This window comes from Nonomuraea sp. NPDC049709 (genome assembly GCF_040674815.1).
Lineage (GTDB): Bacteria > Actinomycetota > Actinomycetes > Streptosporangiales > Streptosporangiaceae > Nonomuraea.
The window spans coordinates 1-24,758 of sequence record NZ_JBFANM010000095.1; the positions used below are offsets into that span (position 1 = coordinate 1).

25 protein-coding genes and 1 riboswitch are annotated in these 24,758 nt (G+C 72.1%); all 25 genes read right to left on the minus strand.

Going from position 1 to position 24,758, the window contains the following annotated elements:
* Window positions 1–97: 97 nt before the first annotated feature.
* The 25 genes from AB0J69_RS53005 to AB0J69_RS53125 all read right to left on the minus strand — a co-directional run bounded on the left by AB0J69_RS53005 (window position 98) and on the right by AB0J69_RS53125 (window position 24,731).
* Window positions 98–550 (minus strand): PH domain-containing protein, encoded by a 453-nt coding sequence (locus tag AB0J69_RS53005; RefSeq protein ID WP_364134901.1) that lies wholly within the window; start codon window positions 548–550, stop codon window positions 98–100.
* A 19-nt stretch (window positions 551–569) separates the two neighbouring features.
* The gene (ribH, locus tag AB0J69_RS53010) at window positions 570–1,037 is read right to left on the minus strand and encodes a 6,7-dimethyl-8-ribityllumazine synthase (RefSeq protein WP_364134904.1); all 468 of its coding nucleotides are present in this window, start codon (window positions 1,035–1,037) and stop codon (window positions 570–572) included.
* Window positions 1,034–2,251: a bifunctional 3,4-dihydroxy-2-butanone-4-phosphate synthase/GTP cyclohydrolase II gene (locus tag AB0J69_RS53015; RefSeq protein WP_364134907.1), complete on the minus strand. Its 1,218-nt coding sequence runs from the start codon at window positions 2,249–2,251 to the stop codon at window positions 1,034–1,036. The genes ribH and AB0J69_RS53015 overlap by 4 nt, the downstream gene beginning before the upstream one ends.
* A complete protein-coding gene (locus AB0J69_RS53020) occupies window positions 2,248–2,907 on the minus strand; it encodes a nicotinamide mononucleotide transporter family protein (RefSeq protein WP_364134910.1) in 660 nt (219 codons plus the stop codon). Before AB0J69_RS53020 ends, AB0J69_RS53015 begins: the two co-directional genes overlap by 4 nt.
* Window positions 2,904–3,494 (minus strand): riboflavin synthase, encoded by a 591-nt coding sequence (locus tag AB0J69_RS53025; protein WP_364134913.1) that lies wholly within the window; start codon window positions 3,492–3,494, stop codon window positions 2,904–2,906. The genes AB0J69_RS53020 and AB0J69_RS53025 overlap by 4 nt, the downstream gene beginning before the upstream one ends.
* On the minus strand, window positions 3,494–5,014 hold the full coding sequence (gene ribD / locus AB0J69_RS53030) for a bifunctional diaminohydroxyphosphoribosylaminopyrimidine deaminase/5-amino-6-(5-phosphoribosylamino)uracil reductase RibD (RefSeq protein ID WP_364134916.1): 1,521 nt from the start codon (window positions 5,012–5,014) through the stop codon (window positions 3,494–3,496). The genes AB0J69_RS53025 and ribD overlap by 1 nt, the downstream gene beginning before the upstream one ends.
* A 107-nt stretch (window positions 5,015–5,121) precedes the next feature.
* Window positions 5,122–5,252: riboswitch (FMN riboswitch) on the minus strand.
* Window positions 5,253–5,329: 77 nt separating this feature from the next.
* On the minus strand, window positions 5,330–6,091 hold the full coding sequence (locus AB0J69_RS53035) for an oxygenase MpaB family protein (RefSeq protein WP_364134919.1): 762 nt from the start codon (window positions 6,089–6,091) through the stop codon (window positions 5,330–5,332).
* Window positions 6,092–6,174: 83 nt separating this feature from the next.
* Window positions 6,175–6,837: a ribulose-phosphate 3-epimerase gene (gene rpe, locus AB0J69_RS53040; RefSeq protein ID WP_364134922.1), complete on the minus strand. Its 663-nt coding sequence runs from the start codon at window positions 6,835–6,837 to the stop codon at window positions 6,175–6,177.
* An 83-nt stretch (window positions 6,838–6,920) separates the two neighbouring features.
* A complete protein-coding gene (locus AB0J69_RS53045; RefSeq protein ID WP_364134925.1) occupies window positions 6,921–7,862 on the minus strand; it encodes a phosphatase PAP2 family protein in 942 nt (313 codons plus the stop codon).
* Window positions 7,863–8,199: 337 nt separating this feature from the next.
* Window positions 8,200–9,696 (minus strand): transcription antitermination factor NusB, encoded by a 1,497-nt coding sequence (locus AB0J69_RS53050; RefSeq protein ID WP_364134928.1) that lies wholly within the window; start codon window positions 9,694–9,696, stop codon window positions 8,200–8,202.
* A 16-nt stretch (window positions 9,697–9,712) separates the two neighbouring features.
* Window positions 9,713–10,321 (minus strand): hypothetical protein, encoded by a 609-nt coding sequence (locus AB0J69_RS53055; RefSeq protein ID WP_364134931.1) that lies wholly within the window; start codon window positions 10,319–10,321, stop codon window positions 9,713–9,715.
* Window positions 10,318–11,244 (minus strand): methionyl-tRNA formyltransferase, encoded by a 927-nt coding sequence (gene fmt / locus AB0J69_RS53060; protein WP_364134934.1) that lies wholly within the window; start codon window positions 11,242–11,244, stop codon window positions 10,318–10,320. The genes AB0J69_RS53055 and fmt overlap by 4 nt, the downstream gene beginning before the upstream one ends.
* Window positions 11,245–11,248: 4 nt before the next feature.
* Window positions 11,249–11,797 carry a peptide deformylase gene (gene def / locus AB0J69_RS53065; RefSeq protein ID WP_364134937.1) on the minus strand — a complete coding sequence of 183 codons (549 nt, stop codon included), beginning with the start codon at window positions 11,795–11,797 and terminating at the stop codon, window positions 11,249–11,251.
* An 81-nt stretch (window positions 11,798–11,878) separates the two neighbouring features.
* A complete protein-coding gene (locus AB0J69_RS53070; protein WP_364134940.1) occupies window positions 11,879–13,231 on the minus strand; it encodes a hypothetical protein in 1,353 nt (450 codons plus the stop codon).
* 37 nt (window positions 13,232–13,268) lie between these two features.
* On the minus strand, window positions 13,269–14,738 hold the full coding sequence (locus AB0J69_RS53075; RefSeq protein ID WP_364134943.1) for a hypothetical protein: 1,470 nt from the start codon (window positions 14,736–14,738) through the stop codon (window positions 13,269–13,271).
* A 49-nt stretch (window positions 14,739–14,787) separates the two neighbouring features.
* Complete coding sequence (locus AB0J69_RS53080) at window positions 14,788–16,854, minus strand: primosomal protein N' (RefSeq protein WP_364134991.1); 2,067 nt, start codon at window positions 16,852–16,854, stop codon at window positions 14,788–14,790.
* 489 nt (window positions 16,855–17,343) lie between these two features.
* On the minus strand, window positions 17,344–18,537 hold the full coding sequence (gene metK, locus AB0J69_RS53085; protein WP_364134946.1) for a methionine adenosyltransferase: 1,194 nt from the start codon (window positions 18,535–18,537) through the stop codon (window positions 17,344–17,346).
* 128 nt (window positions 18,538–18,665) lie between these two features.
* A complete protein-coding gene (locus tag AB0J69_RS53090; protein ID WP_364134949.1) occupies window positions 18,666–18,989 on the minus strand; it encodes a hypothetical protein in 324 nt (107 codons plus the stop codon).
* A 167-nt stretch (window positions 18,990–19,156) separates the two neighbouring features.
* Entirely contained in the window at window positions 19,157–20,368 is a 1,212-nt protein-coding gene (coaBC, locus tag AB0J69_RS53095; protein WP_364134952.1) for a bifunctional phosphopantothenoylcysteine decarboxylase/phosphopantothenate--cysteine ligase CoaBC, read from the minus strand.
* Window positions 20,369–20,376: 8 nt separating this feature from the next.
* A complete protein-coding gene (gene rpoZ, locus AB0J69_RS53100) occupies window positions 20,377–20,646 on the minus strand; it encodes a DNA-directed RNA polymerase subunit omega (RefSeq protein WP_043638590.1) in 270 nt (89 codons plus the stop codon).
* A gap of 5 nt (window positions 20,647–20,651) precedes the next feature.
* The gene (gene gmk, locus AB0J69_RS53105) at window positions 20,652–21,245 is read right to left on the minus strand and encodes a guanylate kinase (protein ID WP_364134994.1); all 594 of its coding nucleotides are present in this window, start codon (window positions 21,243–21,245) and stop codon (window positions 20,652–20,654) included.
* 115 nt (window positions 21,246–21,360) lie between these two features.
* Complete coding sequence (mihF, locus tag AB0J69_RS53110) at window positions 21,361–21,684, minus strand: integration host factor, actinobacterial type (protein WP_020541698.1); 324 nt, start codon at window positions 21,682–21,684, stop codon at window positions 21,361–21,363.
* 510 nt (window positions 21,685–22,194) lie between these two features.
* A complete protein-coding gene (pyrF, locus tag AB0J69_RS53115) occupies window positions 22,195–22,887 on the minus strand; it encodes an orotidine-5'-phosphate decarboxylase (protein WP_364134955.1) in 693 nt (230 codons plus the stop codon).
* A 25-nt stretch (window positions 22,888–22,912) separates the two neighbouring features.
* Entirely contained in the window at window positions 22,913–23,890 is a 978-nt protein-coding gene (locus AB0J69_RS53120) for a dihydroorotate dehydrogenase (protein WP_364134958.1), read from the minus strand.
* A complete protein-coding gene (locus tag AB0J69_RS53125; RefSeq protein ID WP_364134960.1) occupies window positions 23,880–24,731 on the minus strand; it encodes a dihydroorotate dehydrogenase electron transfer subunit in 852 nt (283 codons plus the stop codon). The genes AB0J69_RS53120 and AB0J69_RS53125 overlap by 11 nt, the downstream gene beginning before the upstream one ends.
* Between the last annotated feature and the right edge of the window lie 27 nt (window positions 24,732–24,758).

Consider the following 24,758-nt stretch of genomic DNA (forward strand, 5'->3'; position numbering starts at 1 on the left):
AAGATCACCCGTTCTACTGGATCTCCGTTCTCATGTCTCTGGTTCAGCCGAACACCTTGACGCAACCGCCAGCCGTCCTAACTTCCCGGCATTGCGGCTAACCCTCGCGCGCCTCCCCGCGCTCCCGGATCAGGGCCCGCAGTTCGGCCGTGGCCCGGCGGGCGCGGGCCTTCTCCGAGCCCTGGATCCCCATGGCCCCGACGGTGTGCCCGTCGGAGAAGTCGATCCGCGGCCACGGGTCGCCCACCAGCAGCGTGACGTCCAGGATCTCCGGCCACGAGTAGCGGTGGGTGCGGACGGCGTTGACGATCGTGAGGCCCTTCTCGTCGGCCTCCACCCGCACCCGGCCCAGCAGATGCAGCACCCACGCCACCGCGCCCCCGAACGCCACGATCGCCACCCGGTCGGCCAGCTGGAACGGCCGGGCGATGAAGATCGCCATCACCACCGCCCCCAGCACGATCAGCACGGCGAAGCCGTAGGCGACGAACCGTCCCCGGCGAGGGCGCCAGGTGACGGGCAGGGGCGGAGGGGACACGGGCTCTGACACGAGGGAAACCTACCGTAGGTCAGCCGAGGTCTCTCAGGAGGAGTGCGGTCTCGAGCGCGGCGATGGCCGACTCGTAACCCTTGTCCTCCTTGCTCCCTGGCAGACCCGAGCGGTCGAGTGCCTGGTCCATGGTCTCGCACGTGAGCACGCCGTTGCCGACCGGCGTCTCCTCGTCCAGCGAGATCCGGGTCAGGCCCGACGTCACCGAGTCGCAGACGTAGTCGAAATGCGCGGTGTCGCCGCGGATGACCGCGCCCAGGGCCACCACCGCGTCGCAGCGGCGGGCCAGCGCCTGGGCGACCACCGGGATCTCCAGCGAGCCCGGCACCCGCACCACCGTCGCCGTGGCGCCGCTGTCGTCGCACGCCTGCACGGCCCGCGACACCAGCTGGTCGGTGATCTTGGCGTGCCAGCTGGCCGCCACGACCCCCACTGTCAGCCCCGACGCGTCCGGCGCCGCGACGCCCGGCCGTCCTTCCCCACTCATGACGCCTCCGAGATGTCGTGGCCCAGGCGATCGCGCTTGGCCTTGAGGTAACGCTCGTTGTACGGGTTCATGGCCACGGGCATGGCCTCGCGGCCGAGGACCTTGATGCCGTACCCGTCCATGCCCTTGAGCTTGGCCGGGTTGTTGGTGAGCAGCCGCACCGACTTGACGCCGAGGTCGGCCAGGATCTGCCCCGCGTTGGAGAACTCCCGCGCGTCCACCGGCAGCCCCAGCTCCACGTTGGCGTCCACGGTGTCGCTGCCGTTGTCCTGCAGGCTGTACGCCTTCAGCTTGGCCAGCAGCCCGATCCCCCGGCCCTCGTGGCCGCGCAGGTAGACGATCACGCCGCGGCCCTCCTGCGCGATGGCCGCCATGGCGTGGTCGAGCTGCACCCCGCAGTCGCAGCGCAGCGAGCCGAACACGTCGCCGGTCAGGCATTCGGAGTGGGCTCTGACCAGGATGTTCTCGCCTCCGGCCAGGTCGCCGAGGACCAGCGCGACGTGCTCGCCGCCGTCGAGCGCGCTGGCGTAGCCGTACGCCCGCCACATCCCGTACGCGTTCGGCAGCCGCGTCTCGGCGACCCTGGTGACCATGCTCTCGGCCCGCCGGCGGTAGTCGACGAGCTGCTCGATGGAGACCAGGGCCAGGTCGTGCTCGTCGGCGAAGCGCCGCAGCTCGGGCAGCCTGGCCATGGTGCCGTCGTCGTTGACCACCTCGGCCAGCGCGCCGGCCGCCGACAGCCCGGCCAGCCTGGCCAGATCCACGGCCGCCTCCGTGTGGCCGCGCCGGGCCAGCACGCCGCCCTCGTGGTAGCGCAGCGGGAAGATGTGCCCCGGGCGTACGAGCTCGTTGGGCTCGGTGGCCGAGTCGGCGAGCGTGCGGATCGTCCTGGCCCGGTCGGCCGCCGAGATGCCGGTGGTGACGCCATCGCGGGCGTCCACGGTGATCGTGTACGCCGTGCGCATGCGCTCCTTGTTGTGGAAGACCATGAGGGGCAGGCCGAGCCGGTCGAGCTCCTTGCCCTCCATCGCCACGCAGATCATGCCGCTGGTGTGCCGGATCGTGAACGTGCACAGCTCCGGCGTGGCCTTGACCGCGGCGAAGATGAGGTCGCCCTCGTTCTCCCGGTTCTCGTCGTCGACCACCACCACGGGCTTGCCTGCGCGCATGTCCTCGATGGCGCGCTCGATCGGGTCGAGCTTGATGTCGCTCATTGCGCCACCGCCAGGCCGAGGGAGGAGGTGCGATATTCGCGCAGCCACTTCACGAACCCGATGATGACCAGGATGAAGAAGATGCCGTAGACGTAGCCGGAGACCACCAGGCCCGAGCTGAACGCCAGCGGCACCCCGACCAGGTCCACGGCCACCCACACCATCCAGAAGTCCACCAGCGCCCTGCCCTGCGCCCACGTGGCCACGGCGCTGCCGACGAAGATGTAGGCGTCGGCGGCAACCAGGAACGCGCCCTTCGGCAGCGGCTCGTGAGCGCCCCATGACAGGCCGGTGACGTAGAACAGCACGCCGACCACGGCCGTGCCCACCAGCATGACGGCGATCAGCAGCGACCGCTCCCGCCACTGGGCGGGCCGCACGGCCAGCTGCTTGCCGTCCTGGGTGCCGCGCCGCCACGCCCACCACCCGTACACCGCCAGGGCCGCGAACAGCGCCTGCTTGAGCGCGTTCCCGGTGATGTGGGCGTTGATCGAGGCGACGAACAGCAGCACCGAGCCGGTGAGCTGCACCGGCCACGTCCACATCGACTTGCGCATGGCCAGCAGGACCGTCGACAGGGCGGCGATGTTGCCGACCAGGTCGGTCCAGAGCACGTGCGTGCCGAATATCTCAAATCCGGCGTTGGCCCAGTTCACTGCCTGACCACCAGCCTTTCAACGTACTTCGCGATCACGTCGACCTCGATGTTCACCACGTCACCCACCTGGCGTTCGCCCATGGTGGTGAGCTTCAGCGTGGTCGGGATGAGGCTCACGCCGAAGCTGTCGTCGTCAACCGTCGTGACCGTCAGGCTGATTCCGTCGATCGCGATCGAGCCCTTCTCCGCCACGTAGCGGCTCAGCGCCTCCGACAGCGAGAACCGCAGGTCGTCCCAGTTCTCGCCGGGGTCGCGCGACAGCAGGACGGCGGTGCCGTCCACGTGGCCCTGCACGATGTGACCGCCCAGGCGCTGGTCGGCGCGTACGGCCCGCTCCAGGTTCACCGCCGAGCCCTCGGTGAGGTCGCCCAGGGAGCTGCGGTCGAGCGACTCCCTGATCACATCGACCGTGAAGACGTCGTCCTTGACCTCCACGACCGTCAGGCACACACCGTTGACCGCGATCGAGTCACCATGGTTGGCGTCGGAGGTGACGACCGGGCCGCGCACCGACAGCAGAGCGCCACCGCCCGCCTGGTCGATGGCCACCACTTCGCCCTTCTCCTCAATGATTCCGGTGAACATCACTTCTCCCTGCCTGGTTGAGTGGTGGGCCGGGCAATCAGCCGTACATCCGGCCCGATGGGGGAAATCTCGTCAAATTTCAGATGATGGAGCTCGCCGATCGTCCGCACCCCGGCCGCGCCGAGCGCGGCCCGCCCGGACCCCAGCAACGCCGGCGCCAGGTACGCCACCACGCGATCGACGAGCCCCTGCTCGACGAACGCGCCCGCCAGCGTCGGGCCGCCCTCTAGGAACACGCTCACGACCCCGCGTGCCGCCAGCTCGCGGAGCAGGGCGTGCAGGTCGAGACCGCCGCCGTCGTGGCGGGGCAGGCGCAGGAGGTCGGCCTTGAGGTCGGTGTCGACGTCGTCGGCCACGGCGACGAGGGTGGGGGCTTGGTCGTCGAGGACCCGGGCGTCCTGGGGCGTCCTGGCGGACGGATCGACCACGACCCGCAGCGGCCCCCGCACGACCGCCCCCGGCGAACCGGAAATGCCACCGGTCACGCCGAACCCGGCCTCCGGGACGAAGTCGCCGCCCCCGGAGCCCTGACGCCCCACCCCGGTGCCGTCGGGCCATGCACCGTCGGGTCCCATGCCATCCCGCCCCGCGGCATCGCGCCCCGCACCCTCCCGCCCCGCGGCATCCCGCCCGGCGCCATCGGGTCCTGCGCCCGGGACGTCATGCACTCCAGGCACGTCACCACGCGCAACCGCCACCGAAGCGTCGTCACCCGCTCCCGCTGCGAGAACGTGGCCACCCGCACCCGTACTGCCGAGCGCTCCGGGCGTGTCGCGGCCGGGGGCCGTGGGGCGGGCGTCGTGCGCGGCGCCCGTACGGGCCATGAGGCCGGGAGTGTGCGCGGCGCCCGCACGGGCCATGAGGCCGGGATTGTGCGCGGAGCCCGGGCGGGCCGTGAGGTGGGGGTCGTCGGCCAGCACCGTGCCGATGCCGGCCACGATCGCGTCGGAGGCCGCCCGGAGCCGGTGCACGTCGGCCCTGGCCTCCGGCGAGGTGATCCACTTGCTGGTGCCGTCCTCGGCCGCCGACCTGCCGTCCAGCGTCGCGGCGAACTTCCAGGTCACGTGGGATCGCCCCAGCCGCGCGTACGTCAGCCACTCCTCGTTGACCCGCTCCGCGGCCTCGGTGAGGACCCCGGACGTGACCGCGACGCCATGGGCCCGCAGCCGCGCCGCACCGCCCGCCGCCTTCGGGTTGGGGTCGGACACCGCGATCACCACGCGCGCCACCCCCGCCTCCAGCAGGGCACGGCTGCACGGCCCCGTCCGGCCGGTGTGGTCGCAGGGCTCGAGCGTCACGTAGGCGGTGCCGCCCCTGGCCCGCTCGCCGGCCTGCGCGAGCGCGACCACCTCGGCGTGCGGCCCGCCCGCGTACGCGTGGAAGCCCTCGCCCGCGACCCGCCCGTCGGCGTCGAGCACGACGCAGCCCACGACGGGGTTGGGGCTGGTGCTGCCATGTCCGTGTCCGGCCAGCTCGACGGCGCGCGCCATGTGGGCGGCGTCCTGCGCGGGTATCTCCACCCCGGGTCTCCTACTCGCCAGTAGCTCAAAGCCACGGCGGGCCCCGGGGGATTCGCCATGATGCACAGATGCACCACGGCAGGCGCCCGGCTGGGACACCGGACACCTCGCGCGCTTCCTCCCATCCGGACTTTAACCGTCGGTCCCGGAATTTCACCGAGTCAACCGGCCGATGGCATCGGCCGGGTCGCGGACTGTCACCGCCGGTTCGGACTTTCACCGACCCCGGAGCACGCTAGCTCTCTTTCGCTACCAGTTTGCCATGCCCCGAACCGAGGATGCGACCGCCCCTCCCAACTTGACCAAGCGCTCGCTTCAGGCAGCCATCAGCCGGTGTGCGCGACGGGCCGCCGGGCTGTAGCGGACATGCCCCGGGACCAGGCCGATCCCGGTGTGCAGGGTGCGCAGCGTCGCCGTGGCCCACAGGTCGCCGACCGGCGTGGCGGGCAGCCCGTACAGCCGTCTCGCCCAGCGCGGCAGCGTGGCGAACGCGAGGAGCGTCAGCGCCGGCATCGCGGGCTTGAGCGGGGTCAGCAGGCGCGGAAGCGGGGCGTTGAGCGACAGGCGCAGCGGGTGGGCGGCCTCGGGGACGAAGCGCAGCCCCGGGCGTTCGGCGTCGATGTAGTCGCGCAACTCGGCGACCGAACCGGGCACGTCATCGGGCGCCAGCCCGACCACCTCGGCCGCCCGCTGCCACTCCGCCACGAACGTGTCCGCCTCGTCGTCCGTCAGCGGCACTCCGGCGCGGCGGGCGACCGACAGGTACGAGTCCACCTCGCCCACGTGCACCCAGCGCAGCGCGTCGGGGTCGTCGAGGTGGAAGGTGACGCCGGTGTCGGGGTCGTGGGCGGTCAGCTTGGCGTGGATCTTGCGTACGCGGCGGCCGGCGCGCTCGACCTCGGCGTGCGTTCCGTAGGTGCGTACGCGTACGAACTCGGTGGTCCGGACGAACCGCGACCACGCCTCCTGCGGATCCATGAGCGCGGAGTTCTGCAGCACGCCGCGCATCGCCCTCGGATGCAGCCCCTGCATCAGCAACGCGCGGATGCCGCCCACCAGCAGGATCGGCTCGCCCATCACCCGCCACGTCACCGAACGGGGCCCAAAGATCCCATGGTCACCCATAAGTGAATAGTTACCCAGGTGATGGGGGGTTCATGTCACGAAATGGCGTGATTGGCGGCGGCTCTGAGAGCGTCGATGGCGGCCACCGGGTCGGAGGCCCCGTAGACGGCGCTGCCCGCCACGAACACGTCGGCCCCCGCCTCGGCGCAGCGCTCGATGGTGCCCGCGTCCACTCCCCCGTCGACCTGCAGCCAGACCCGCCCGCCGTGCCGCCCGATGAGCTCACGGGCCCGCCGGACCTTCGGCAGCACGACGTCGAGGAACTTCTGCCCGCCGAACCCCGGCTCAACGGTCATCAGCAGCAGCATGTCGACCTCGCCGAGCAGGTCTTCGTACGGCTCCACGGCCGTGGCGGGGTTGAGCGCGAGGCCGGCCCTGGCGCCGAGGGAGCGGATCTCCCGCAGGGTACGGATCGGCGCCTTGGCCGCCTCCGCGTGAATGGTGACGCTGCCCGCCCCGGCCTCCGCGTACTGCGGCGCCCAGCGGTCGGGGTCGGCGATCATGAGGTGGCAGTCGAGGGGTGTGTCGGTCGCCTTGCGCAGCGCCTCGACCACGGGCAGCCCAAGGGTCAGGTTGGGCACGAAGTGGTAGTCCATGACGTCGACGTGCAGCCAGTCGGCGTTCGGCACGGCGGCGGCCTCGTCGGCGAGCCTGGCGAAGTCGGCGGCGAGGATGCTGGGCGAGATCTGTACGGCCATGATTCCCCAAGTCTAGTGATGATCCCGCCGCCGCATCGCCCGGGACGATTCGTGAACGGGCTGCGGCTGCTTCGCCCGGTCCATCAGCCCGAGCCGGATGAACAGCACGGGCGCGCCCACCTGCACCCACAGTGCCAGCAGCGCGTACCCGCGTACGTCGCCGCCGCCGTCTGGGGCAGCACTTCGCGCTCGGCGTACCAGATGAGCACAGCCACCACCGTGCCGAGCGCCCAGCGGGCGGCGCGCACGCCGAGCGGCCCGCCCGCGTCGAACCAGCCCAGCCGGTACATGACCGACGTCCCGGCCAGCGTGCCGAGCAGCACGCCCGACATGGTGACGATCGTGTCCAGGCTCTCCGGATCGATCGCGCCCGCCGAGCTCCAGCTCTCCGGCGGGGCCCAGCCGGCGTACGGGGCGTTGGCCAGCGCGGCGACCCCGAGCAGCGCGCCGGACAGCGCCACGGAGGCGGCGAGCTGCGCCCACAGGGCCTGCCGCCGCCACCAGGCCACCGCGGGCCGCTCCAGCCTGCTCACCAGCCACAGCACGGCCACCCCGAGCAACACACCGGCCACCACGTCGGAGATGAAGTGCACCCCCAGGTACACCCGGCTCAGGCACACCAACCCGACGAGCACCCCCGCCACCCACCACGCCCACGGCCTGCCCACCGCCATCGCCAACCGGCCCAGGGCGGCGGTGCCGATCTGGGCATGCCCGGACGGCAGCCCGAAGGCTCCCTCGATGGAGAACGGGTGGATCCTCGCGTCGATCCAGTACGGCCTGGGCTGGTGGGCGGCGAACTTGCCGATCGCGTTCGTGGCGGCGGCCAGCAGGACGACGAAGCCGAGACGCAGGCCGAGCGCCGGATTGACGCACCAGTAGAGGAGGGGCAGGCAGAGCAGGAAGAACGTGTCCGTGCCGAACACCGACACCAGCTCCAGCACGGGGCGGACGGCATCGGGCCACCCCTGGAGCCAGATGATCGGCTCCAGCTCCGCCAGGTGAAGGTCATCCAGAAAGTCCACGTCGTCGATCGGACCACATGCACCGCCCCGAGTGCGACCCCGACCCGAACCAGACCAGAACAACCGGCCCCAAGCCCGGCCCAGACTCCCAAACAGCCCCAGCCCCAGACAGCCCCAGACCCAGACCTGAGCCCAGGCCCAAGCGTCCAGCCCCAGACCAGACCAGGCCCAGACCCCAGACCACGCCCAGACCCAGAACCGCAATCAGACCCAGAACCGCAATCAGACCCAGAACCACGATCACGCCCAAGACACAATCAGGCCGGGCCCACAATTCAGGCGAGGACCACAGACCGCAATCAGGCCCCGCAGGCTCCCACGCCCCGCCGGCACAGCATCAGGGGCGCTTGCGGAGCAGGGCCAGGAACATGGCGTCGGTGCCGTGCCGGTGCGGCCAGAACTGGGCGTGCGGCCCGTCGCCCAGCCCGTCCACCTCGGGCAGGTAGTCGCGGGCATCGAGCTGCTCGACGTCGCTCCTGCGCGCCATCAGGTCCCCGACCACCACCCGCGTCTCGGCCAGGTGCGGAGAGCACGTGACGTACGCCACGACGCCTCCGGGGCGCACGGCGTCCAGCGCCGTGTCGAGCAACCGCCGCTGCAGCTTGCCCAGCTCGGCGATCCCGGCCGGATCGCGCCGCCAGCGCGCCTCAGGCCGCCGCCGCAGCGCGCCGAGCCCGGTGCAGGGCGCGTCGAGCATGACCCGGTCGAACACGCCCGGCCGCCAGGCAGGCTCGGTCCCGTCCACGGTGACCACCGACGCGTCCCTGGTGGTCTCCCAGACCAGCCGCGCCCGGTGATACTGCACGTCGGCAGCCACCAACCGCGCCCCACCCGGAAAAGCCTCGGCAGCGGAAGCTCCCGCCGCTCCTTCCGGCGGCGCGGGCTCGGCGGTGCGGCGGCCGGCTTCGTGGTCCAGTGCGGCCAGGTCGCCATGGACGGCGATGGCGTCGAGGAGCCCCGCCTTGCCGCCGGGCCCCGCGCACATGTCCAGCCACAGCTCGTCACCGTCGCCGTCGACCGGCACGCGGGTCAGGGCGAGCGCCACCAGCTGACTGGCCTCGTCCTGAACGGCGGCACGTGTCTCGGCCACTGCCTCGATCTGCCCGGGATCGCCTTCGCGCAGGTATGCCGCGTACGGCGAGTAGCGGCCCGGCATGGCCCCCGAGTCCTCGAGCTCCTCCACCGAGCTGCGCCCCGGCCGCGCGACCAGCGTGACCAGCGGGCGGGCGTTGTCGGCGTCGAGCAGGTCGGCCACCTCGCCCGGCCCGCCCAGGGCGTCGCGGAAGGCGGAGACGATCCACCGGGGGTGGCCGTAGGCGACGGCGAGGTGCCCGACCGGGTCGTCGGCCGGGTCCGGCGCGACGATGGGCACCCATTCCTCGAGCGTCCTGGAGCCGATCTTGCGCAGCACCGCGTTGACGAACTTGGCGGCGCCGGCACCGATGCGCAGGCGTACGAGATCGACGGTGGTGCCGACGGCCGCGTGCGGGGGCACGCGCATGCGCAGAAGCTGGTGGGCGCCGAGCCGCAGGGCGTCGCGCACGTCCGGGTCGGGCGCGCGGTCGCTGCACATCTCGATGATGGCGTCGTAGGTCCCGAGCCCGCGCAGCGTCCCGTACGCGAGCTCGGTCGCGAGCGCGGCGTCGCGCCCCTTGATGCCACGCTCGCGAAGGAGGCGCGGCAGAAGCAGGTTGGCGTACGCGTCGCGCTCGTCCACCGCCCGCACGACGTCGAAGGCCGCGTTGCGCGCGGGATCCCGCGCCGGTTTCCGCGGCCTCGGAGCACGGCCCTCGCCGCCTCTGCCGTTGGCCCCCTGGTGCCCCCTGGTCTTCATCCCCTCAAACTTTCACTCACGCCTTGGGTGGCAACCTGTCGAGCACGTGACCGAGGAGCGCCTTGACGTCGACCATGCCGGTCTTGAGCTCGCTGACATCCGACTTCAGCTCCCTGACATCGGTCTTGAGCTCGCCGACATCTGTCTTTAGCACCGCGACGTCGGTCTTGAGCACCGCGACGTCGGTCTTGAGCTCGCCGACGTCCGTCTTGAGCACCGCGACGTCCGTCTTGAGCTCGGCCACGTCGCCTTCGAGGACCGCGACCCGGCCGTCCAGGCCGTCAAGCCGACCGCTCAGGCCGTCGAACTGGCCGCTCATGACGTCGAATCGGCCGCTCAGGCCATCGAACTTCTGACCCAGCTGCACGGTGAGCCCGAGAGCCTTGTCGGCCTTCTGCTCGATCCGGTCGACCTTGCCCTCCACCTTCGCCAGGCGGCGATCCATCCGCCGCATGTCGCTCTTGATGCCGCGACACTCGTCGCGCACATCGCAGAGCGTCAGCATGTAGGCATCCTGGTCCTGGCGGAGGCTGTCCATCCGCTTCGAAAGAGCGAGCGCTTCGCTACTGGTGATAGTCATGGCGACGATATTACCGTCCGACACAAGATCAACACGCTCAGTCACTTGAAGACCTCTTTACCCTCCGGGCGAACCCCGCGAGCCCATTCCCCGGCCCCCATCAACCGCTTGCCCTGCGGCTGCACCTCGCCCAGCTCCACCGCGTCGGTGGCCGTCCCGACCAGCACCGTCGTCTTCGTGGTGGCGATCTCCCCGGGCGCCAGGCGCTCACCGGGGACCATCCGCACCGGCCCCACCTTCACCCGTTGCCCCCGGAACTCCGTCCAGGCCCCGGGGCCGGGCGTGCAGGCCCGGATGAGCCGGTCGACGTGCAGGGCGGGCTTGGTCCAGTCGACGCGGGCGTCGGCGACGGAGATCTTGGGGGCGATGGTGATGCCGTCGGCCGGTTGCGGCCGGGCCTCCAGGGTGCCGTCCTCGACGCCGTCGAGGGTGGCGGCCAGCAGCCCGGCCCCCGAGATCGACAGCCGCTCCAGCAGCGATCCGCTCGTGTCGGAGGTGTGGATCTCCTCCGTCACCACGCCGTAGACGGGCCCGGCGTCCAGCTCCTTGACGATCTGGAACGTCGTCGCCCCGCCGATCTCGTCGCCGTGCAGGATCGCGTGCTGGACGGGGGCGGCCCCGCGCCAGGCGGGCAGGATGGAGAAGTGCAGGTTGATCCAGCCGTGCCGGGGCACGTCGAGGGCCGACTGCGGCAGCAGCGCGCCGTAGGCCACCACCGGGCAGCAGTCGGGCTCCAGGGCGCGCAGCCGGTCGAGGAACTCCGGGTCTCCGGCCTTCTGCGGGCGCAGCACCTCGATGCCGGCCTCCTCCGCGAGCGCGGCCACCGGCGACGGGTGGACCTTGCGGCCCCGGCCGGACTGGGCGTCGGGACGGGTGACGACCGCCACGACGTCGTGCCGGGGGGAGTCGATCAGGGTGCGCAGCGACGGCAGAGCCGTCTCGGGTGTGCCCGCGAAGACCAGACGCATGCTCTCAGAGTGCCTTTCCACCGGTGGCGTGGGGCGAGACCTTGAACACGGGGGCGGCCAGGCCGCTCCACTCCGCCTCGCGCACGGCCTTCATGGCCAGCTTGCGCTGCTTGGGGTCCATCCGGTCGATGAACAGGATGCCGTCGAGGTGGTCGGTCTCGTGCTGGAAGCACCGGGCCATCAGGTCGGTGCCCTCCAGCGTGACCGGCTCGCCGTACATGTCGAAGCCCTTGGCCACGGCGCGGACGGCGCGCGGCGTCGGGAACGACAGGCCGGGGAAGGACAGGCAGCCCTCCTCGCCCTCCTCGTCGAGCTCCGGCGAGAGGTCGAGGTCGGGGTTGATCAGGTGGCCGAGCTGGTCGTCCACGTAGTAGGTGAACACCCGCAGCCCGACGCCGATCTGCGGGGCCGCCAGGCCCGCGCCCGGGGCGTCCATCATCGTGTCGGTGAGGTCTTTGACGAGTTTGCGGAGCTCCTTGTCGAAGTCGACGACCGGGGCCGCCGGGGTGCGCAGCACCGGGTCTCCGAACAGCCGGATCGACTGGATCGCCAAGGGGGTCACTCCGTTTCTCAAGCGTGGATCAGTCAAGTTTAGTGTAGGTAGGGACCCCTCGATCGGCCCGTCAGCGGCCCGTCAGCGGCTGCGGCCCGCCGTGTGCGGCCGCGCGTGCTCCAGCGAGCGGGCCTTCATCGCGGCCTTGCGCGCCGCCTTGACCACGGCCTGATCGTCGTGGGCGGTGGCGAGCATGTCGAGCACGGCGATCGTGTCGGGGTGGCCGACCGCGGGCATCTCCCCGACCAGCTTGATCAGGTCTTCGCCCGGCTCCGGCGTGTCGAGCCGGCCGGCGGCGGCGCCCGACAGGTGCATGAGCGCGGCCAGGGAGTCGACCGCGATCCAGGTGTGGTCCTCGGGGCTGAGCGTCGGGGCCTCGAGGTCGCGGATGTGCAGCCAGGAGGCGGCGTAGCGGCGCATGAGCGGGTCGTCGAGGGCCTGCCTGACGGGGGCCTCGGCCTCCGGGCCCAGCTCCTCCAGGATCGCGCCCACCGCACCGCGCTGGCCGGCCGTGCCGGACGCGGCGATCTCGATCAGGTCGCGGGCGGCCGACTCGGGCGAGCGGCGCTCCAGCCACCCGGCCACGGCGCTCTGCGTGGCGGCGCCCTTGACCAGCGCCTCCACCAGCTCGGCCGCGGACAGGTCGGCGAACACCTCCACCTCCGCGGTGGTCGGCGCGTCGTGGCCCTCGCGCAGCAGGTCGCGGCGGACGGCCCAGACGAAGAGCGGGGTGAGCGCGGTGCGGCCCGCGGCGGTCTGCTCGACCAGGCCGCAGTAGGTGAGCAGCGACAGCGCCTCGAGGAGCTCGGCGGGCAGCGCGGCGGCGATCTTGCGCATCTCGACGGGGCCGGGCGCGCAGGCGACCTCGTGGGACTGGAGGATGCCGCGGGCGAGGTTGGCGGTGGCGACGCCCGAACGTACGGAGTAGATCGTGGCCAGCATCTCGGCCAGGTGGCCGTCCACCACGGCAGAGCCGGTCAGCCCCTCGTCGGCGCGGTCGAGCACGTCCATGACCACGCCGTCCCAGAACTCCAGCGTGGCCTCGACCGTGAGCTGCATCGACAGCGGCCCCCGGGAGGCCCGGCCGCCGAGGATCTGCAGCAGCCCGGTGTTGACGGCGACGATCCAGATCAGGCGGAGCCGGGCGGGGGGCACGCCGAGCTGCTCGGCCGCCGCCGCGGCGTCGGCGTCCGCCAGGTGTCCCTGAGGGGTCACCTGGCGGTTGCCCGTCCAGGTGCTGAGCCTGATGGCGTCGGCCACGAGAGGCACGGCGGGCACCGCCCTGGCGAGCTCCGCGTCGGGCGCCAGCAGGACTGGTGGGAACGTCAGCGCCTCATGCTCCACGGGAGTCTCCTCAGGGGGCCGTGGCGGCACGGCGGCCTGCTCATCGATCAGCTTGCGCAGCTCGGCGAGGTCGAAGACATTGTTTGCCACCCACGAAACTTACTGCACAGCGGTCACATGAGCGTACTCAACGGATGGCTCGGGACCGGGCTTTGAACGCGGCCTTGCGCGCCGCCTTGGCCACCGTGCCGTCGGTGATGGAGCGTCCGAGCAGTTCGAGAACCTCGACCACGTCGGGGTGGTCGACCCGCCACATCTCCTCGATCATGTGGGCGGTCGGGCCGGAGGCGGCCATGTTCTCGGCGAAGATCTCGGGGTCCTCCTCGGCCACGGACATGGCCAGGGCCAGCATGTCGACGCTGACCCAGAGCAGCTCGTCCTGGGTGAGCGGCGGCGCGGGCAGCCTCCTGGCGGCCAGCCAGTGGATGGCGTGCGGCCGCAGCTCGTCGTCCTCGAGGTAGGCGCGCACCTCGGGCTCGGCCTCGGCGCCGAGCCGGTCGACGATGGTGATGGCGATGCCGCGGGCCACGGCGGGCGCGCCGGAGGCGGCGGCCAGCAGCTCGGCGGCGGCCTCGCCGGGCCCCCGACCGGCCAGCCAGCGGCTGATGTCGTCCTCGGCGAGCTCGGTCGGCACGCCTTCGAGCAGCCCCTCGATGAGGCCGCGCGCGTCGCCCTCGGCCAGGTCGGGGGCCTGGGGGGCGTCGACGCCCAGGGAGAGGTAGTGCTCGCGCAGCGCCCAGACGGCGGGCGGCGTGAGCTCCGCGGTGTCGCCGGCGACCCGGATCATGCCGCACCACTCCAGCCGTCCGAGCACGTCGATCAGGTCGATCTCGCCGTCGCCGGCGATCTCGCCGAGGTATTCGGCGATCACGGTGACGGGCACCCGCACCTGGAGCCGGTAGAGCATGTCGAACAGGTCGTAGAGGCCCTCGTCGAGCTCCGCGGAGCCGGTGATCGTGCCGCCGGTGTCCTCCTCGATCACGTGGGCCACGCGTGCCGCCCAGGCGGCCAGCGGGTCCTCGTCGCCGGGCAGCGGCTGCTCGGCCAGCATCGGCACGCTCTTCAGCGCGGCGCGCAGGTCGCCGGGCGCGGCCAGCCGTACGGCGGGCAGCGGGGTGCACCCGGGACAGTCGCAGGGCGCCTCGCCCAGGTCGGGCAGCTCGCCGGAGGGGATGGCGATCGACTGCTCGAGCGACTCGGGGCCGATGGAGCTGAACAGGCTCTTGGCCATGCCGAAGTTCGCCGGGTCGGCGAGGGCCTCGGGCATGCGGACCGCGATGTCGTCGAGCCGCTCGCGCATCCGCGTCACCGTGCCCTGGCTCACCTGGCCCGCCTCGCTGAGGTAGTCGACGAACGTGCGGGCGGCGGCGACGGTCTCCGGCGCGCTCTCCGGAGGGGCGATGACCTTGCGCGGGTAGATGGACAGCAGCAGCTCGTCGAAGGTCTCCGGAGTGAAATCACCCAGTTCGTTGACGTTGAGGTAGTCGCTGGCGTAGTCGCAGAGCAGGCGGACCTCGTCCGCGTCCACCTCGACTTCCCGCGCGCGGCCCCAAGCACGCAGGTCGTCGATGGCCCGGTTCACCCATTCGATCGACACAGGGGCACGCTAACGGCTGGCCCACGGATGAGCGAATCGGGGAAACGGTCTAAATCAGGTCGAGAGGGTCGACACTCACCCTCACGACATCTGGTGTCTTACGCGCCGCACGCACCCCACTGGCACCTTTGAGCGCGGCGGCCAGCGCCGCGCCGCCGGCCCGGCGTACCCGGATCATGGCGCGTTCCTGACCCGACTCGTCCACCGGCACGGGGCCGAGCACCTGGGCGTCGGGCGGGAGGCGTACCTCGTCGAGCATCTGCCTGACCGCGCTCGCGGCGCCGGTCAGCGTCGCCATCCGCACCGCGGGCGGGAACCCGAGCTCGGCGCGGTCGCCGAGCTCGCGCTCCGCGTGGGTGATCGGGTCCCACCGCAGCAGGGCCTGTACGGGGGGCAGCGCGGCGTCGCCGAGCACCACCAGCTCGGCGGCGGGGCGGAGGAGGGCGGCGGCGTTCATCCACCGGCGTACCGTCTCCTCGGCCGCCCGCAGGTCCGCCCGGCCGAGCAGGGCCCACCCGTCCAGCAGCACGGCCGCCGCGTAGCCGCCCTCCGCCACCGGCTCGGCACCCGGCGTGGCGACGACCAGCGAGCGCGTGGCGGGCACGGTGGCCAGGACGCCGTCGCGGCCGGAGGTGCGCACCTGGGTGGCGGGGAAGGCGCGGCCGAGCTCCTCCGCCGTACGCCTGGCGCCGGTGACCACCGCCCGCAGCCGGGGGCTGCCGCAGGACGGGCACCGCCAGTCGGCGTCCACCCGGCCGCACCAGCGGCAGTAGGGGGCCGCGTGGCCGCCCCTGAGCGCGAGCGGGCCGTGGCACAGCAGCCGGCTCTCGTCCTGGCCGCTCAGCTGGACCTCGGCCTGGCCGTCCGCCTCCGGGACCCGGGGGGCCGTCCGGGTGGGCGGCAGGACGCAGCGGGCGGGGGTGCGGCAGTGCCCGCAGGCCAGGGCGGGCAGGTAGCCGCGCCTGGGCACCTGCACCAGCACCGGGCCGCTCTCCAGCCCGTGGCGCAGGGCCCGCCAGGCGATGCTGGGCAGGCGGGCCTGCCGGGCGGCCTGGTCCTTGGCCAGCTCGGCGTCCTCGCCGGCGGGGTGTACGCGGGGGGCCAGGCTCCTGATCGTCGTGCGGGCGGCCACGATGGGCCTGGCCCACCGGGTGGCGACGAGCTGGGTGGCCTCGGCGGTACGCGCGTAGCCGCCGATCAGCATCCCCGCCCCGGTCCTGTGGGCGCGCAGCCCGAGCACCTCGCGGGCGTGCGGGTAGGGGGCCAGGCGCTCGGCGTGCAGGTCGTCTCCGTCGTCCCAGATGGCCACCAGGCCGAGCCCGGAGACGGGGGCGAACATGGCGGCCCTGGTGCCGACAACGGCGCGCACCTGGCCTCTCAGCACCTTAAGCCACCGTCTGTACCGCTCCGCCGGGCCCAGGTCCGCCGTGAGCGCCACGTGCCTGCCGGGGCCGAGCAGCCGCCCGAACTCGGCGTCGGCCAGCGCGACGTCCTTGCCGTCGGGGACCACGACCACCGCTCCCCTGCCGCCGTCCAGCGTGGCGCGCACCGCCTCGGCCATGGCGCCGGCCCAACCGCCGCCGCCGGGCAGCGCCGACCACACGGCCCGGGGCGCGCGGCCGGCGCGCAGGGCGTCGAGGAAGGAAGGGCCGGTCGGGTACGCCGCCCAGGCGCTCGTGGCCGGTTCGGCCGGCTCGCCCGGCGGGTCCTCCTTGGGCGGTTCCGCCTCGGCCTTGGCGTGGCGGGGCGGAACGGCCAGGCGCAGCACGTCGGCCAGGGTGCCGGCGTAGCGGTCGGCGACCGCCCTGGCCAGGCCCGCGATCTCCGGGGTCAGCACCTGCTCGGGCGACACCACGCGTTCGAGCGCGGTGAGCTTGCCCTCGTGGTCGCTCTCGGCCGCCCGCTCCAGCAGGAACCCGTCGACGAGCTTGCCCGCGAAGCGCACCCGCACGCGTACGCCCGGCTCGGCCGTCTCATGCAGGGCGGCCGGGACCAGGTAGTCGAAGAGGCGGTCGAGGTGCGGCAGCGGGCTGTCTACGGCCACCCGCGCCACCGGATTGTCGGGGGCGGGGACGACGGCGCCCTTGGTGTCCTTCGACGACGTCGCGGGCCGCACGGCTTCGAGCGGCAGGAGGGCGTCGTCGGAGGAGTCGGTCACGCATAACGTCTACCAGACCCCCACCCCCGGCCACGCCCGCTGCCCGAGAGCCGCGCACCCGGCCTTCGGGCACCACACCCTCGGATCCGGAGTGCGGGCGTCACAGGACGGCACGCCTCCCGGCCGGGCCCGCTTTCCGCACGTCACCACGCCTGCTCCGGGTTCTTCCCCGCCCCGCTGAGACCCTTTGAGGGAGGAGAGGGGCGGCACGTGGTGGGCGGCCCGTGCGAGAGGACGGCGAGGCGGCAGGAGCGGCGGTGCACTCACCGGGCACCGCCACGGCTATCCAGCCGGCGGCAGGGCGTCACCGCGGACACCCGCGAAGGCCATCCCCGGGGAACGCCGAAGCCGGTGCCGCCGCTCAGGTCGAGTGTGGCGGCACCGGGCAGACCGGCTCCCGGACCGGCCAGAAGGGCCGGTCAGGGCGGGCCGGTCAGGGCGGAGCCGTCAGAGGCCGGCGGCGGTCCTCAGAGCCTCGGCGCGGTCGGTGGACTCCCAGGAGAAGCCCTCGCGGCCGAAGTGCCCGTAGGCGGCGGTCTCCGAGTAGATCGGGCGCAGCAGGTCGAGGTCGCGGATGATCGCGGCCGGCCGCAGGTCGAACACCTGCAGCACGGCGTCCTGGATCTTCTCCACCGCCAGCTTCTCGGTGCCGAAGCACTCCACGAACAGGCCGACCGGCTGGGCCTTGCCGATCGCGTACGCCACCTGGACCTCGCACCGGTCGGCGAGCCCGGCGGCGACGACGTTCTTGGCGACCCAGCGCATCGCGTAGGCGGCCGAGCGGTCGACCTTGGACGGGTCCTTGCCGGAGAAGGCGCCGCCACCGTGGCGGGCCATGCCGCCGTAGGTGTCAATGATGATCTTGCGGCCGGTGAGGCCGGCGTCGCCCATCGGGCCGCCGATCTCGAAGCGGCCGGTCGGGTTGACCAGCAGGCGGTAGCCCTCGGTGTCGAGGTCGGGGTCGAGCTCCGCGAGCACGGGGTCGACCACGTGCTCCTTGATGTCGGGCGCCAGCATCTCCTTGAGGTCGATCTCCGCCGCGTGCTGCGTGGAGACGACCACGGTGTCGAGGCGGACGGGCGTGTCGCCGTCGTATTCGATCGTGACCTGCGTCTTGCCGTCGGGACGGAGGTAGGGGACCTTGCCGGTCTTGCGCACCTCGGCCAGGCGCTGGGCCAGGCGGTGGGCCAGCGTGATCGGCAGCGGCATCAGCTCGGGGGTCTCGCGGCAGGCGTAGCCGAACATGAGGCCCTGGTCGCCGGCGCCCTGGCGGTCGAGCTCGTCGGCGTCGCCGCCGATGCGGTGCTCGTAAGCGTCGTCGACGCCCTGGGCGATGTCGGGCGACTGCGCGCCGATGGACACCGACACGCCGCAGGAGGCGCCGTCGAAGCCCTTGTGGGAGGCGTCGTAGCCGATCTCCAGGATCTTCTCCCGGATGACGCCGGGGATGTCGACGTAGGTCTCGGTCGTGACCTCGCCTGCGACGTGGACCTGGCCGGTAGTGATCAGCGTCTCGACGGCGACCCGGCTCTTGGGGTCGTCCTTGAGCATGGCGTCGAGAATCGCGTCACTGATCTGGTCGGCGATCTTGTCCGGGTGGCCCTCGGTGACCGACTCGGAGGTGAACAGGCGACGTGACAACTCAGTGGCTCCTCATGCAGCGGCTGCTGACGTATGTAAGGCCCGGGGCAGATGGGCATGCCTGGGCCTCGCCGAAGTCTAGCCCTACCCGGTGCCCGGTCGCGAAACCGTCCACCATCTGGCTCCCATCACAGATCGGGCAGGGGGTCGGGTGGCAGCGTCTCCGGCGCGAAGATCTCCGCGTCGGCGGCCGACACCACCGCGGCGTACTCCTCATCGAACTCGAACACCATCGAGCCGAGCTCGAGTACGTGTCCAGTCAGGATGGGGCCGAGCCTGGTGTCGCGCGGGAACTCGGCGAACACCGACACCGGCCGATCGATCCTGAGCGTCCTGGTGGCCAGCACGGAAATGGCCGAGTCGGTGACGACGATCAGGAAGTTCCCCGCACCGGCCGGCCCCGCGGAGAACGCGGGGAAGACGTACTGGATCTCCCCTTGGTCGCCGAGCAATGTTCTACAACGATCCCTGACAGCAGAACCCACCGGCATTCCATCCCCCTTTGCCCCAAGTATCCGCAGGCGTCCGGGGGTGTTGCAACAGGTGATCGAGTAATTGGCTCTGCACGCTTTGTACGCGATACGGGTAGCGCGTCCCCTACGTGACCGTTTCGGGTGAATCAGCGGAGGCGGGCGGCCACCAGATCCCACACCGCGTCGGCCAGGTCCTCCTTGGGCCCGAACGGCACCTCCACCGGCTCGCCGCCCGCCACCAGCACGGTGGCCGCGTTGCCGGGGGTGCCGAACGCCAGCCCCTCCCCCACCTGGTTGACGACCAGCAGGTCGCAGCCCTTGCGCGCGAGCTTGGCCTGCCCGTTGGCGAGCACGTCGTGCGTCTCGGCGGCGAACCCGACGATCACCTGGGTCCGCGTCGCGCCGCCGGCGCCGGCCGATCCGGCACGGCGGCGCTCGCCCAGCTCGGCGAGGATGTCGGGGTTCTTGGTCAGCCGGATGGCCTCGGGCTCGCCGTCCGTTTTCTTGATCTTGGCGTCGTGGCGCGTCGCGGGCCGGAAGTCGGCCACGGCCGCGGCCATGACCACCACGTCGGCGTCGGCCGAGGCGGCCAGCACGGCCTCGCGCAGCTCGGCCGTGGACTCCACCCGCACTACCGCGGAACCGGCGGGGTCGGGGAGGGTGACGTTGGCTGCGACCACCGTCACCTCGGCGCCGCGGGCGGCGGCCGTGCGGGCCAGGGCGTAGCCCTGCAGCCCGGAGGAGCGGTTGCCGATGTAGCGGACGGGGTCGATGGCCTCACGGGTGCCCCCGGCGGAGACCACGACCTTGCGCCCGGCCAGGTCGCGGGGCCGGCCGCGCGACACGCGCAGGCAGACCTGGAAGATCTCGGCGGGGTCGGGCAGCCGCCCGGGGCCGGTGTCGGCGCCGGTGAGCCGGCCCACCGCCGGGTCGATCACGACGGCTCCCCGGTCGCGCAGCGTCGCGACGTTGGCGCGGGTGGCGGGGTGCTGCCACATCTCGGTGTGCATCGCGGGCGCGAACACGACCGGGCACGTGGCCGTCAGCAGCGTGTTGGTGAGCAGGTCGCCCGCCATCCCGTGCGCCGCCCTGGCGAGCACGTCGGCGGTCGCCGGTGCCACCACGACGAGGTCGGCGCTCTTGCCGATCCGTACGTGGGGCACCTCGTGAACGTCGTCCCACACCTCCGCCGACACGGGGTTGCCCGACAGGGCGGCCCAGGTGGGCGCGCCCACGAACTTCAGGGCCTCGCGGGTCGGGACGACCCGCACCTCGTGGCCGGACTCGGTGAGAAGGCGCAACAGCTCACACGCCTTGTACGCGGCGATGCCGCCGCTGACGCCCAGGACGACCTTCATCGAAGGGGTCAGACCGCGCCTTCGATGGGCTCGGCGTTGAGCAGGCCCTCGGAGACCTCGCGCAGCGCGATGGACAGTGGCTTCTCCTGAGCATGCGTCTCGACCAGTGGCCCGACGTATTCCAGCAGGCCCTCGCCGAGCTGGGAGTAGTAGGCGTTGATCTGGCGGGCGCGCTTGGCACCCATGATCACCAGGGAGTATTTGCTGTCGACGATGTCGAGCAGCGCGTCGATCGGCGGGTTGGTGATGCCCTCCGCGGCCGGGGTGGTGCCTGCCACGATTGTCAGACCTCTCGGTTGGTGGTTGTCGTGACCCCCTGAGGGTCAGTCATCAAGGCTATCAGCCGATGGCACACGTCTTGGACGCTCGTGTTCACCAGGGTGAGGTCGAACTCGCCTTCGGCGGCCATCTCGATCCGCCCGGCCTCCAGCCGGCGCGCGATGACCTCCTCCGGCTCGGTGCCGCGCCCGCGCAGCCGCTTCTCCAGTTCCTCCCACGTGGGCGGGGCCAGGAAGATCAGCAGCGCCTCCGGCATGCTCCGGCGTACTTGCCTGGCTCCCTCGAGGTCGATCTCGAGCAGGGTCGGCACGCCGTCGGCGAGCTTCTTCAGCACCGGCTCGCGCGGCGTGCCGTAGCGGTTGCCCGCGAACTCCGCCCACTCGAGCAGCTCGCCCGCCTCCACGAGGCGGTCGAACTCCTCGCCGTCGACGAAGAAGTAGTGGACCCCGTTGACCTCACCGGGCCGGGGCCTCCTGGTTGTCACCGAGACCGACAGCCACACCTCTGGGTGTGCCCGCCGGAGCTCGGCGACGACCGTGGACTTACCGACGCCCGACGGCCCTGAAAGGACCGTCAGCCGCCTTTCACTCAAGGGCAGGAAGCCGACCTCCGCTACCGATCCGACCGCCTCGTGGGCACTGACTTCGCCGGACCAGGACCTGTCGGTCACTTCCTACCCCCCGTTGAACCTGCGATTTCGTGTGGAACAGAGATTAGCTCTCGTTGCCACCGAACTCGCGCTCGAGGGAGGCCCTCTGGTTCGCACCGAGACCCCGCACGCGGCGGGACTCGGCAATGGCAAGCCGCTCCATGAGCTGCTTGGCGCGGACCTTGCCCACGCCAGGGAGCGATTCCAACAAAGCCGACACCTTCATCTTGCCGATGACGTCGTCGGTCTGCCCATCCTTGAGCACCTCAGCCAGAGAAACCGCGCCATGCTTGAGCCGGTTCTTGACCTCGGCACGCTCTTTACGGGCCTTGGCAGCCTTCTCCAGGGCTGCGGCGCGCTGCTCAGGGGTCAGGGGAGGAAGAGCCACGCCGGGTCACCTCGAATTTCTGTCGATGTACTCGGACGGGAAGGGAAACTAGCTGGTCATCGCCCCCTAAGCAACGTCAAGAGCGGTTTCTCTCGCGACAAAATCCACTTCATCACTCTGCGTATTCGTAAAATCACATTCCGCTGATCAAATCGCCCTCACATCCGTCTTCGCGCGTCGGCTCGCGCCGATGTCGCGAAACGCAACGATGATCGCATTCCCGTCATCGGCCGATGTCCGAAACCCGCCTCGCACCAGGGCCGAAACCCGATGCGGCGATGGTGCGCGACCTCCCGCACGGATGCATTACGATCTTGTGAGCGGGGGTCTTCCGGGCGTGTCCCGCGCGTCCCCTCCCGAGAGCCTGCCCTGTCACCGGGATGGCCGTCCGGTGCGCGGGACGGCTGGAGGGGTTCATGCGGCGGCGGTGACGTACGGCCACGGCCGGGTCCGGGCGGGCACGGCGGTCCGGCGGGCGCGGACCGGCGGCGGCCGGGGTTCCCGAGGGCGTTACGAGGCGCGGCGGAGTGAGGCGGCGATGGCGGCGGCGGTCGCCCCCGGGTCCGGCGAGCCCGTGATGGGCCGCCCGATGACCAGCAGGTCCGCCCCGTCGGCCAGCGCCTGCTCCGGCGTGGCCACGCGCACCTGGTCCTGCGTGGCGGCTCCGGTGGGCCGCACACCGGGCGTGATGAGGGTGATCCCCTCTCCCACCTCGGCCCGCACGGCGGACACCTCGTTGGGCGAGCACACGAGCGCCGTGGCGCCCGCCTCCACCGACAGCGCCGCCAGGCGGCGTACGGCGTCCTCGGCGGGCCCGGCGAGCCCGATGCGGTCCAGGTCGGCCTCCGTCAGGGAGGTCAGGACGGTCACGGCGGCGATCTGGGTGTGCGGCGCGGCCTCCACGGCGGCCCTGATCATGGCTCCCCCGCCGGCCGCGTGCACGGTGAGGATCGAGGGCCGCAGCCGCGACACCGCGCGCGCAGCGCCGGCGACGGTGTTGGGGATGTCGTGCAGCTTGAGGTCGAGGAACACGCGCACGCCGCTGGCCCCCCGCACGGAGGCGATCACGTCGGGGCCGTAGCGCAGGTAGAGCTCCAGGCCGACCTTGACCGTGCTGACATGGGGCGTGACCAGGGCGGCCCACCGGGCGGCGGTCTCCAGGTCCGGGGCGTCGAGAGCGACGGCAATGGGCGCGGGGGTCAAGACGGGCTCTCCTGGGATTCGGGAGTCAAGGCGTGCTCTCCTCGGTATCGACCAACAGGTGCCGGGGGGCGCTCCCCGGCGGGCGGTGCGCGAGGCCGACGGCGTCGGCCAGCCGCTGGAAGCCACGGGCCCTCAGGAGGTCCTCGAGCTCGCGTTCGATGCGCAGGCAGGCGTAGGGGTCGTGGAACAGCGCCGTGCCCACTCCGACCGCGCAGGCGCCCGCCAGGACGAGCTGGAAGGCGTCCCGGCCGGTCATCACGCCGCCGATGCCGATCAGGGGCACCCCGGGCAGCGCCGCGTGGACCTGCCAGACGCACCGTACGGCCAGCGGCAGGATGGCCGGCCCCGACAGCCCGCCGGTGACGGCGGCGAGCGAGGGCCGCAGCGCCTCGGTGTCGATGGCCATGCCGAGCGGATTGTTGATCATGGACAGCGCGTCGGCCCCGGCGTCCACGCAGGCCCGCGCGACGGAGACGATGTCGGCCACGTCGGGCGCGAGCTTGGCGACGACCGGCACGTCGTAGCGCATGATGGAGCGTACGGAGGCGATCACCTCGGCCGCCGCGCTGCCCTCGCGGGCGAAGACGCGGCCCCGGTCCTCCATGTTCGGGCAGGAGAGGTTGACCTCCAGCGCGGTCACCCCGGGCGCGTCGGCGAGCCTGCGGGCCAGCTCCGAATACTCGGCGACGGTGCCCCCGCCGATCGAGACGATGGTCTTGATGCCCCGCTGGGCCAGCCACGGCAGCTCGCGCTCCAGGAACGCCTCGATGCCCGGCCCCTGCAGCCCGACGGCGTTGAGCATGCCGGAGGGCGTCTCCGCCATGCGCGGCGTGGGCCGGCCGGCGCGCGGCGCCATGGTGATCGAGCGGGTGGTCAGCGCGCCGAGCCGGTGCAGGTCGAAGAACTGGGCCAGCTCCCGGCCCGAGGCGGCGCAGCCGGCGGCGGTGGTGATGGGGTTGGCCAGTTCCACGTGCGCCAGGAACGTACGCATATCAACTGACATGTCGTGCACCGCCCCCGGGGGCGCCGAGCGCGTCGAACGGGATCGTTCCCACGTCCTCGAAGCGCACCCGCTCCCCCCGGAACACCGGCCCCTCCGCACACGCCCTGACCATCCTGGTCGCCCCGTCGTCCCCGATCACGGGCAGCACGCACGTCATGCACACGCCTATCCCGCAGGCCATCGACTCCTCGACCGCCACCTGCACCGGGATGTCGAACTCCATCGCCACCGCCGTCACCGCCCGCAGCGTCTCCATGGGCGCGCACGCGTAGACGGCGTCGGCCCGCGTGTCGGCGATCACCGAGGGCAGCGCGTCGGTGACCTTGCCACGCAGCCCGAGCGAGCCGTCCTCGGTGGTCAGCGTGGTCGTCTGGGCCATCCTGCGGGCCCGCATCGCCCCGAACACCCGCTCCGCCCCGGTGCCGCCGAGCACGAAGTCGACCCGGCAGCCGCGCGCCAGCAGCGCGTCGGCCAGCGGGAAGAGCACGGCGGAGCCGTAATCGGAGCCGACCAGCACGCAGTTGACGGGGTCGCGCGGCAGCGGGAAGGGCCGCCCGAGCGGCCCGACCAGGTCGAGCGTGTCACGGGCGCGCCGGTCGGCCAGCCACGCGGTGCCCGGCCCGCGCACGGTGAAGACGAGCTCCACCGTGCCGCCGTAGTCGGACTTCACGTCGTGGATGGACAGCGCGCGGCGCGTCACCATCGACGTTTGCGCCCCGCCGACCGCCACGGAGACGAAGTGACCGGGGCGGTAACGCTCGGCGATGCCGGGCGCCACCACCGTCAGCGCATGATAGGCGTCGACCCGGCGCGTCGTGAGCACCGTGCCCGTCACCTGCACCGGTGTGCCGGCCAGTCGTCTTCACCT

What these genes read in the sequence shown, in the direction of transcription:
- rpe (WP_364134922.1), bottom strand. Translation starts at nt 6,837, where the DNA reads ATGGCCGTACAGATCTCGCCCAGCATCCTCGCCGCCGACTTCGCCAGG.
- ribH (WP_364134904.1), bottom strand. Translation starts at nt 1,037, where the DNA reads ATGAGTGGGGAAGGACGGCCGGGCGTCGCGGCGCCGGACGCGTCGGGG.
- AB0J69_RS53035 (WP_364134919.1), bottom strand. Translation starts at nt 6,091, where the DNA reads ATGGGCGAGCCGATCCTGCTGGTGGGCGGCATCCGCGCGTTGCTGATG.
- AB0J69_RS53120 (WP_364134958.1), bottom strand. Translation starts at nt 23,890, where the DNA reads ATGTCAGTTGATATGCGTACGTTCCTGGCGCACGTGGAACTGGCCAAC.
- AB0J69_RS53050 (WP_364134928.1), bottom strand. Translation starts at nt 9,696, where the DNA reads ATGAAGACCAGGGGGCACCAGGGGGCCAACGGCAGAGGCGGCGAGGGC.
- AB0J69_RS53015 (WP_364134907.1), bottom strand. Translation starts at nt 2,251, where the DNA reads ATGAGCGACATCAAGCTCGACCCGATCGAGCGCGCCATCGAGGACATG.
- AB0J69_RS53025 (WP_364134913.1), bottom strand. Translation starts at nt 3,494, where the DNA reads ATGTTCACCGGAATCATTGAGGAGAAGGGCGAAGTGGTGGCCATCGAC.
- coaBC (WP_364134952.1), bottom strand. Translation starts at nt 20,368, where the DNA reads ATGAAGGTCGTCCTGGGCGTCAGCGGCGGCATCGCCGCGTACAAGGCG.
- fmt (WP_364134934.1), bottom strand. Translation starts at nt 11,244, where the DNA reads ATGCGTCTGGTCTTCGCGGGCACACCCGAGACGGCTCTGCCGTCGCTG.